The 8,155-nt window shown below is 68.1% G+C and carries 8 protein-coding genes; 3 read left to right on the forward strand and 5 right to left on the reverse strand.

From position 1 onward, the window contains the following. Positions 1–64: 64 nt before the first annotated feature. The 4 genes from prcA to dop form a co-directional block, all read right to left on the reverse strand. The gene (gene prcA, locus A5696_RS02500) at positions 65–838 is read right to left on the reverse strand and encodes a proteasome subunit alpha (RefSeq protein WP_067872848.1); all 774 of its coding nucleotides are present in this window, start codon (positions 836–838) and stop codon (positions 65–67) included. After that, positions 835–1,722, reverse strand: coding sequence for a proteasome subunit beta (gene prcB / locus A5696_RS02505; protein WP_067872851.1), 888 nt, complete (start codon positions 1,720–1,722; stop codon positions 835–837). The genes prcA and prcB overlap by 4 nt, the downstream gene beginning before the upstream one ends. Further along, complete coding sequence (locus A5696_RS02510) at positions 1,719–1,913, reverse strand: ubiquitin-like protein Pup (RefSeq protein WP_066913345.1); 195 nt, start codon at positions 1,911–1,913, stop codon at positions 1,719–1,721. Before A5696_RS02510 ends, prcB begins: the two co-directional genes overlap by 4 nt. A 102-nt stretch (positions 1,914–2,015) precedes the next feature. Beyond that, positions 2,016–3,524 carry a pup deamidase/depupylase gene (dop, locus tag A5696_RS02515; protein WP_067872853.1) on the reverse strand — a complete coding sequence of 503 codons (1,509 nt, stop codon included), beginning with the start codon at positions 3,522–3,524 and terminating at the stop codon, positions 2,016–2,018. Positions 3,525–3,638: 114 nt separating this feature from the next. On the opposite strand from dop, the gene A5696_RS02520 reads away from it, so the two are divergent. Beyond that, positions 3,639–4,823, forward strand: coding sequence for a hypothetical protein (locus A5696_RS02520; protein ID WP_082968884.1), 1,185 nt, complete (start codon positions 3,639–3,641; stop codon positions 4,821–4,823). Positions 4,824–4,833: 10 nt separating this feature from the next. After that, on the forward strand, positions 4,834–5,439 hold the full coding sequence (locus tag A5696_RS02525) for a hypothetical protein (RefSeq protein ID WP_067872856.1): 606 nt from the start codon (positions 4,834–4,836) through the stop codon (positions 5,437–5,439). A 19-nt stretch (positions 5,440–5,458) separates the two neighbouring features. On the opposite strand, the gene arc is transcribed toward A5696_RS02525, so the two are convergent. Further along, positions 5,459–7,288 carry a proteasome ATPase gene (arc, locus tag A5696_RS02530; protein WP_067872859.1) on the reverse strand — a complete coding sequence of 610 codons (1,830 nt, stop codon included), beginning with the start codon at positions 7,286–7,288 and terminating at the stop codon, positions 5,459–5,461. Positions 7,289–7,569: 281 nt separating this feature from the next. On the opposite strand from arc, the gene A5696_RS02535 reads away from it, so the two are divergent. Next, positions 7,570–8,155, forward strand: a 586-nt coding sequence (locus A5696_RS02535) for a hypothetical protein (RefSeq protein WP_082968886.1), incomplete at its 3' end; no start/stop codon positions are given.

Below are 8,155 nucleotides of genomic sequence, written 5' to 3' on the forward strand. Positions count from 1 at the left end.
TGGCCGGATTGGATCCAGTCGGCACCGTCGCCGACGAGGCCCACCGGACCCCTCCGCGCCGGGTCTAGTCCTTGGGCTTCTCGTCGGGATCCGTGGTCTTGCCCTTGGCTTTGGAGCCCTTTTTGTCGAGCTCCTTGAGCATGCTTTCCAGGGCGGGCCGGGTGATCCGCCGAAACGCGCGGCGCGGCCGGTTGGCGTCCAGGATGGCCACCTCGAGGCTGCTCACGTCGATCGAGTGTTGATCGCCGTTGGACGCTTCCGCGCTGCCCGCCCGCAGCGCCGCCAGGGCGATCCCCAACGCCTCGCGAAGGTGCGCGTTTTCGGCGTAGGACTCCTTGAGCGCGGTGGTGATCGGCTCGGTGGTGCCGCCCATCACCACGAAGTGCGGCTCGTCGGCGATCGATCCGTCATACAGGATCCGATACAGCTCAGGCGGTTTCGATTCGCCGTAGTGGGCGACCTCGGCGACGCACAACTCGACCTCGTAGGGCTTGGCCTGTTCGGTGAAGATGGTGCCGAGGGTCTGCGCGTAGACGTTGGCCAGCTGCCTGCCGGTGACGTCGCGGCGGTCGTAGGCGTAGCCGCGGGTGTCGGCGAACTGGATTCCGCCACGGCGCAAGTTGTCGAATTCGTTGAACTTGCCCGCGGCCGCGAAGCCCACGCGATCGTAGAGCTCGCTGATCTTCTGCAGGGAACGCGACGGGTTCTCCGCGACGAACAGCACGCCATCGGCGTAGGCCAGCGCCACCACGCTGCGGCCCCGCGCGATGCCCTTGCGCGCGAGCTCGCTGCGCTCGCGCATCGCCTGCTCGGGCGAGATGAAATACGGAAAGCTCACTTGTCACCCCGCGGCTCGGAATCCGGACCGAAAGTGTCTGCGCGCGAACGGCTTTCGATTACCTCGCGGGCCAGCTCAGCGATGCGGGCCTCCGGCACCTCGGCGGCGCCCTCGGCGCCGATGGTGACCGCCGTCGGGTAGATGCCGCGGACCAGGTCCGGTCCGCCGGTGGCAGAGTCGTCGTCGGCGGCATCGTAGAGCGCCTCGACCGCCACCCGCACCGCCGAATCGACGTCGGTGACTTGCGCGTAGAGCTTCTTCATCGACGACTTGGCGAAGATCGAGCCCGACCCAACCGCCTGGTAGCCCTCTTCCTCGATGTTCCAGCCGCCGGCGGCGTCGAACGACACGATGCGGCCGGCGCTTTCGGCGTCCGCGGCGTGGATGTCGTAGCCCGCCAGCAGCGGCAGGGCGACCAGCCCCTGCATCGCCGCCGCCAGGTTGCCGCGCACCATGATCGCGAGCCGGTTGACCTTGCCGGCGAAGGTGAGCGGCACGCCCTCGAGCTTCTCGTAGTGCTCGAGTTCCACCGCGTAGAGGCGTGCGAACTCGACGGCGATCGCGGCGGTGCCGGCGATGCCGGTCGCGGTGTAGTCGTCGGTGATGTACACCTTCTTGACGTCGCGCCCGGCGATCATGTTGCCCTGCGTCGAGCGCCGGTCACCCGCGATGAGGACGCCGCCGGGATATTTCAGCGCGACGATGGTGGTGCCGTGCGGAAGTTGTCCGCCGGCGGCGACCGCGTGCGCGCCGCCGCTCAGGCTCGCCGGCAGCAGCTCCGGCGCCTGGCGGCGCAGCAGGTCGGCGAACGAGGACAGGTCTATGGCCGGGTTCCCGGGGAGGGCGGAGTTAGTGGGCAGGCGATCGGCAAAAGGCCAGGTCACTGTCCGCCCTTTTGGACATACGCGCGGACAAAGTCCTCGGCGTTTTCCTCAAGGACGTCGTCAATCTCGTCGAGCAGGTCGTCGGTGTCTTCAGCTAGCTTCTCGCGACGCTCCTGGCCCGCGGCCGTGCCGTCGGCGAAGTCGTCTTCATCGCCGCCGCCACCACCACGCTTGGTCTGCTCCTGAGCCATCGCCGCCTCCTGCTTAGTTGTCGGCTCGTGTTATCCCAAGTCACGCGCCCGCTTAGTCTTCTCTACAGTACCGGTCAGCGCCGACGTTTCCCGCTCTAACTGTTAGCTGGTCAGTTGTTCCACCAGTTCGACCGCGCTGTCCACCGAGTCCAATAACGCCCCGACGTGGGCCTTGCTCCCCCGCAGCGGCTCCAGGGTGGGGATGCGCACCAGCGAATCCCCACCGAGGTCGAAGATCACCGAGTCCCAGCTGGCCGCGGCGATGTCGGCGCCGAACCGGCGCAGGCATTCACCGCGGAAGTAGGCGCGCGTGTCCGTCGGCGGATTGTCGACAGCTTCGAGCACCTGGTGTTCGCTGACCAGACGCTTCATCGAGCCGCGCGCGACCAGCCGGTTGTACAGGCCCTTGTCCAGCCGCACATCGGAGTACTGCAGGTCGACCAGGTGCAGCCGCGGCGCCGACCAGCTCAGGTTCTCCCGCTGCCGGAAACCCTCCAGCAGCCGCAGCTTGGCCGGCCAGTCCAGCAGCTCGGCGCAGTCCATCGGGTCGCGCTCCAGCTTGTCGAGCACATCGGCCCAGGTCTCGACGATGTCGGCGGCGCGGGGGTCGGGGTCGCGGCCGTCCACCAGCTTGGCCACCCGGTCGAGGTAGATCCGTTGCAGCGCAAGGGCGGTCAGCTCGCGGCCGTCGGCCAGGGCCACCGCGACCCGCAGCGACGGGTCGCGGCTGATGGCGTGGACGGCGTGGACGGGGCGCGCCAGCGCCAGGTCGGTCAGGTCTATCCCGTGCGCGGGGCCCTCTTCGATCAGGTCGAGCACCAGCGCCGTGGTGCCCAGCTTCAGATACGTCGACGTCTCGGCGAGGTTGGCGTCGCCGATGATGACGTGCAGCCGGCGGTATCGGTCGGCGTCGGCGTGGGGCTCGTCGCGGGTGTTGATGATGCCGCGTTTCAGCGTGGTCTCCAGGCCGACCTCGACCTCGATGTAGTCGGAGCGCTGCGACAGCTGGAAGCCCGGCTCGTCACCGGAGGGGCCGATGCCGACCCGGCCCGAACCCGTCACGACCTGCCGCGACACCAGAAAAGGGGTCAGGCCGGCGATGATCGCCGAGAACGGCGTCTGCCGCGACATCAGGTAGTTCTCGTGCGACCCGTAGGAGGCGCCCTTGCCGTCGACGTTGTTCTTGTAGAGCTGCAGTTTCGCGGCGCCCGGCACGCTGGCGACGTGCCGCGCGGCGGCCTCCATCACCCGTTCGCCGGCCTTGTCCCAGATCACCGCGTCGAGCGGGTCGGTGCACTCCGGCGCGGAGTACTCCGGGTGCGCGTGGTCGACGTAGAGGCGCGCCCCGTTGGTCAGGATCATGTTGGCCGCCCCGACCTCGTCGGCGTCGACGACGGGCGGGGGCCCGGCCGAGCGGCTCAGGTCGAAGCCGCGGGCGTCGCGCAGCGGCGATTCGACCTCGTAGTCCCAGCGGGTCCGCTTGGCGCGCTGGATGCCGGCGGCGGCCGCGTAGGCCAGCACCGCCTGGGTCGAGGTGAGGATCGGGTTGGCGGTCGGGTCCGACGGCGACGAGATGCCGTACTCGACCTCCGTCCCGATAATCCTTTGCATTACTTCAAGATAGGCCCGCTTATCATGTGGCCCGCTGGGCGGGGTGATCTGGGGGCCCGAATTCGGCGCGATAATCCCCGGCGCACGGCTGATCGGCCACTAGGGTGAGCCCGCATGGGCCCTTCTCTCCGCCGCCCGCCGGGGACGGCGAGCGGCGCGGCCGAAAGCTGGTTCCTCGAGCGCGGATTGCCTTCGGTGCTGACGAGACGCTCCCGGTGGCGACGGCTCTGGCCGCGGTCGGCTCCCGTGCTGGCGGCCTACGCGACTTTGCAGGCCTGCGTCCTGCCGATCTACCTGATCACCGGCGGCCACGACGTCGAGATCACCGGGCAGCCGACGGGCCCGGAGTTGGTCGTGCTGAGCATCATCGGGCTCGCGCTGCCGCTGATGGCCGTCTTCGGCTGGCTGGTGTCGCGGTCGCGCAGCGGCCGGATCCGCGCGGGCATCGCGACGATCGCGGCGCTCGTGGTCGCGTGTGTCGGGCTCACCGTGGGCGGACCCGGCGAACTGGCTCAAGAGGCCGTCGTCGTCGCCGCGGTGCTGACACTGACGGGCTGTGGCGTCGGATCGGTGGTCGGATGGGCGGTGCGGATGACGCTCTCGCACCTTGCGACGGTCGGGGCCTTGGTCGTCCGCGCCCTGCCGGTCGTGCTGCTGACGGCCCTGGTCTTCTTCAACACCTACGTCTGGATCATGGCCAAGACGATCAGCGGGCAGCGGCTGGGGCTGGCGATCGCCTTTTTGCTCTCGATCGCCGTGGCATTCGTCGTCTCCGCGACGTGGGAACGGGCCCGGCCGGCGCTCGGATCCACGATGTCGGTGCTGCCCAACGACAGTGAACGGCTCGCGGGCACGCCCTTCGCGGACATGCCGGACGCCCCCGACTGCGCTCCGCTGACGCGGGCCGAACGGCTCAACGTCGTCTTCGTGCTGGCGGTCTCGCAGCTGGCGCAGATCTTGGTGGTCGCGGTGGTCACCGCCACGATCTACCTCGTCCTCGGGCTGATCGTGCTGACGCCTGCGCTGTTGAACGAATGGACCCACACCTACAAAAGCACCGCGACGGTGCTGGGATTCACGCTGCCGGTGCCCGATTCGCTGATCCACATGACCTTGTTCCTCGGGGCCCTGACGTTCATGTACATCAGCGCCCGAGCCGCCGGCGACGCCGAATACCGCGCCACCTTCCTGGATCCCCTGATCGACGACCTGCATGCGACGCTGATCGCACGCAACCGCTACCGCGGGGCCGTGGCGCTCTCGGCGTGTGAAGTTGACGCCACCAGCGGCGGTGATTAACTTCACACGGATGACCGACCTGGCTGGAAAGCGTTACGGCGAAGTGCTTCTCGTGACCCCCGGCGAGGCCGGCCCGCAGGCCACGGTCTACAACAGCTTCCCGCTCAACGACTGCCCCGAAGAGCTGTGGTCGGCGCTGGACCCGCAGGCCATCGCCGCCGAAAACGGCGCGGCCGCAGCGCTTCTCAACGGTCCCCGCTACTGGTTGATGAACGCCATCGAGAAGGAACAGCAGGGCCCCCAGATCAGAAAGACCTTCGGCGGGATCGAGATGATCCAGCAGGCCACCGTCCTGCTGTCATCGATGAACCCCGCGCCCTACAGCGTCAACACGGTGTCCCGCCACACGGTGTTCGTGTTCAACGCCGGCGAAGAGGTCTACGAACTACAGGATCCGCAGGGGCACCGCTGGGTCATGCAGACCTGGAGCCAGGTCGTCGACCCCACCCTGTCGCGTGCGGATCTGCCGAAGCTGGGCGACCGGCTCAAGCTGCCCAACGGATGGTCCTACCAGCCGCGCGTGCTCACCGAAGAGTTGCGCATCGACACGACCTCCCGAGCCGCCCAGGTCACCCAGGATGACCTGACCAACAGCTACTCGCTGGTGACCGCCTAGCCCGGGCGACGGAGCCGCCCTACAGGTACTGACCCAGGTTGGACTCGGTGTCGATGGCCCGCGACGCGCTCGACGACTTGCCCGTGACCAGGGTGCGGATGTAGACGATCCGCTCGCCCTTCTTGCCCGAAATCCGCGCCCAGTCATCGGGGTTGGTGGTGTTGGGCAGGTCCTCGTTCTCGGCGAACTCGTCGACGATCGAGTCGAGCAGGTGCTGGATGCGCAGGCCGGGCTGGCCGGTCTCGAGCACCGACTTGATCGCGTTCTTCTTCGCCCGGTCGACGACGTTCTGGATCATCGCCCCGGAGTTGAAGTCCTTGAAGTACATGACCTCCTTGTCACCGTTGGCGTAGGTGACCTCCAGGAACCGGTTGTCGTCGATCTCGGCGTACATCCGCTCGACGACCTTCTCGATCATCGCCTTGATGCAGGCCGTGCGGTCGCCGTCGAACTCGGCGAGGTCGTCGGCGTGCAGCGGAAGCGTCTCGGTGAGGTACTTCGAGAAGATGTCCTGCGCCGCCTCGGCGTCCGGCCGCTCGATCTTGATCTTCACGTCCAGGCGGCCCGGCCGCAGGATCGCGGGGTCGATCATGTCCTCGCGGTTGGAGGCGCCGATCACGATGACGTTCTCCAGGCCCTCGACGCCGTCGATCTCGCTCAGCAGCTGCGGGACCACCGTCGTCTCGACGTCCGAGGAGACTCCGGTGCCGCGGGTGCGGAAGATCGAGTCCATCTCGTCGAAGAACACGATCACCGGCGTTCCCTCCGACGCCTTCTCACGCGCCCGCTGGAAGATCAATCGGATGTGCCGCTCGGTCTCGCCGACGAACTTGTTCAGCAGCTCGGGGCCCTTGATGTTGAGGAAGTACGACTTCGCCTCGCGGGCATCGTCGCCGCGCACCTCGGCCATCTTCTTGGCCAGCGAGTTCGCGACCGCCTTCGCGATCAGCGTCTTGCCGCAGCCGGGCGGGCCGTACAGCAGCACGCCCTTGGGCGGGCGCAGCGCGTACTCGCGGTAGAGCTCCTTGTGCAGGAACGGCAACTCGACGGCGTCGCGGATCTGCTCGATCTGTCGGGTCAGGCCACCGATGTCCTGGTAGCTGACGTCGGGCACCTCCTCGAGCACCAGGTCTTCGACCTCTGCCTTGGGGATGCGCTCGAAGGCGTAGCCGGCCTTGGTGTCGACCAGCAGCGAGTCGCCCGGGCGCAGCTTGCGGGGCTTGGTGTCGTCGTTGAGGGCGTCGGGAACGCCGTCCGGCAGGTCCTCGGCGACCAGCGGCTCGGCCAGCCACACGATCCGCTCCTCGTCGGCGTCGCCGACGACGAGCGCACGGTGCCCGTCGTTGAGCACCTCGCGCAGGGTGGAGATCTCGCCGACCGATTCGAACGTGCCCGCCTCGACGACGGTCAGGGCCTCGTTGAGCCGGACCGTCTGACCCTTCCGCAGCGTGGCGACCTCGATGTTGGGCGAGCAGGTCAGGCGCATCTTGCGGCCCGAGGTGAACACGTCGACCGTGTCGTCGTCGTGCGCGGCCAGCAGGACGCCGTAGCCGCTGGGCGGCTGCCCGAGCCGGTCGACCTCCTCGCGCAGCGCCAACAGTTGCTGGCGAGCCTCCTTGAGGGTCTCCATCAACTTGGAGTTGCGCGCCGCGAGGGAATCGATGCGCGCTTCGAGCTGATGCACATCGCGGGCCGAGCGGGTGCCGCCGTGCGTGCCAACCGCGTGCTCGAGTTGTTCGCGCAGCACCGCTGCCTCACGGCGTAACTGTTCCAATTCGGCAGCATCGCCGCTGGACATGCCAATGTCACCGGTGTTACCGAATGCTTCAGAACGCTCTGAGTCACCCATGTTGCGCTCCTTTCCCGCCCCGAAATTCGCGGTGGTACTTCAACGCTACCGGCGATTGCCGGTTGATGTGCGCAGTCAAATGCTCACGAAAAGTTAAGACTTTGGTTCCACTGGTAATCTCTGCCACGAATCGCGCCGAGCGAAAGGACGGCCGTGGCCCCAAAACCCCTTGCCACGGGCTCCGCCGGCGCCGTCCGGGTCGGCGCGGCGGCTCCCGCTGTGACATCCATTGCACCCGTTGGCCCGACGGCCGACGTGGGCGCCTGACCAGAACGAGTTGTATGCACCGACGCCTGTCCGTTGCGCTGATGGCCGCCAGCGCGGTGGCGGCCATCGGGCTCGCCGGATGCTCGCACACCGGCCCCAGGGTGGTGTCGTCCCCCTCGTCGCGCGTCCCGGTCACCTCGACTCCGGTCGTCGTGGCGGCTCCCCCGACCGCCCCGCTGCCGCCCCCCGAAGCCCTGACCGAGGTGCTGAATCGGCTCGCCGACCCCAACGTGCCGGGCATCAACAAGGTGGACCTCGTCGAGGGCGCGACCGCCGACAGCGCGGCCACCCTGGACAGGTTCACCGGCGCGTTGCGGGACAACGGCTACCTGCCGATGACGTTCGCGGCGAACGACATGGCCTGGTCGGACAAGAATCCGTCCCACGTCCGGGCCACCGTGACGGTCAACACCGCCCAGGCCAACAACGGCAAATTCACGTTCCCGATGGAGTTCGCACCGTTCCAAGGGGGCTGGCAGCTATCTCGCCGAACCGCCGAAATGCTGCTGGCGCTGGGTAACTCGGCCACCGGGCCGCCCTCACCGGCCAATCCGGCCCCGGGCCCCGGGCCGGCGCCCGAGCCCGCGCCGGCTCCGCCCC

The sequence above is a fragment of the Mycobacterium sp. E2699 genome, from assembly GCF_001666745.1.
In the GTDB taxonomy this organism is placed as follows: Bacteria; Actinomycetota; Actinomycetes; order Mycobacteriales; family Mycobacteriaceae; genus Mycobacterium.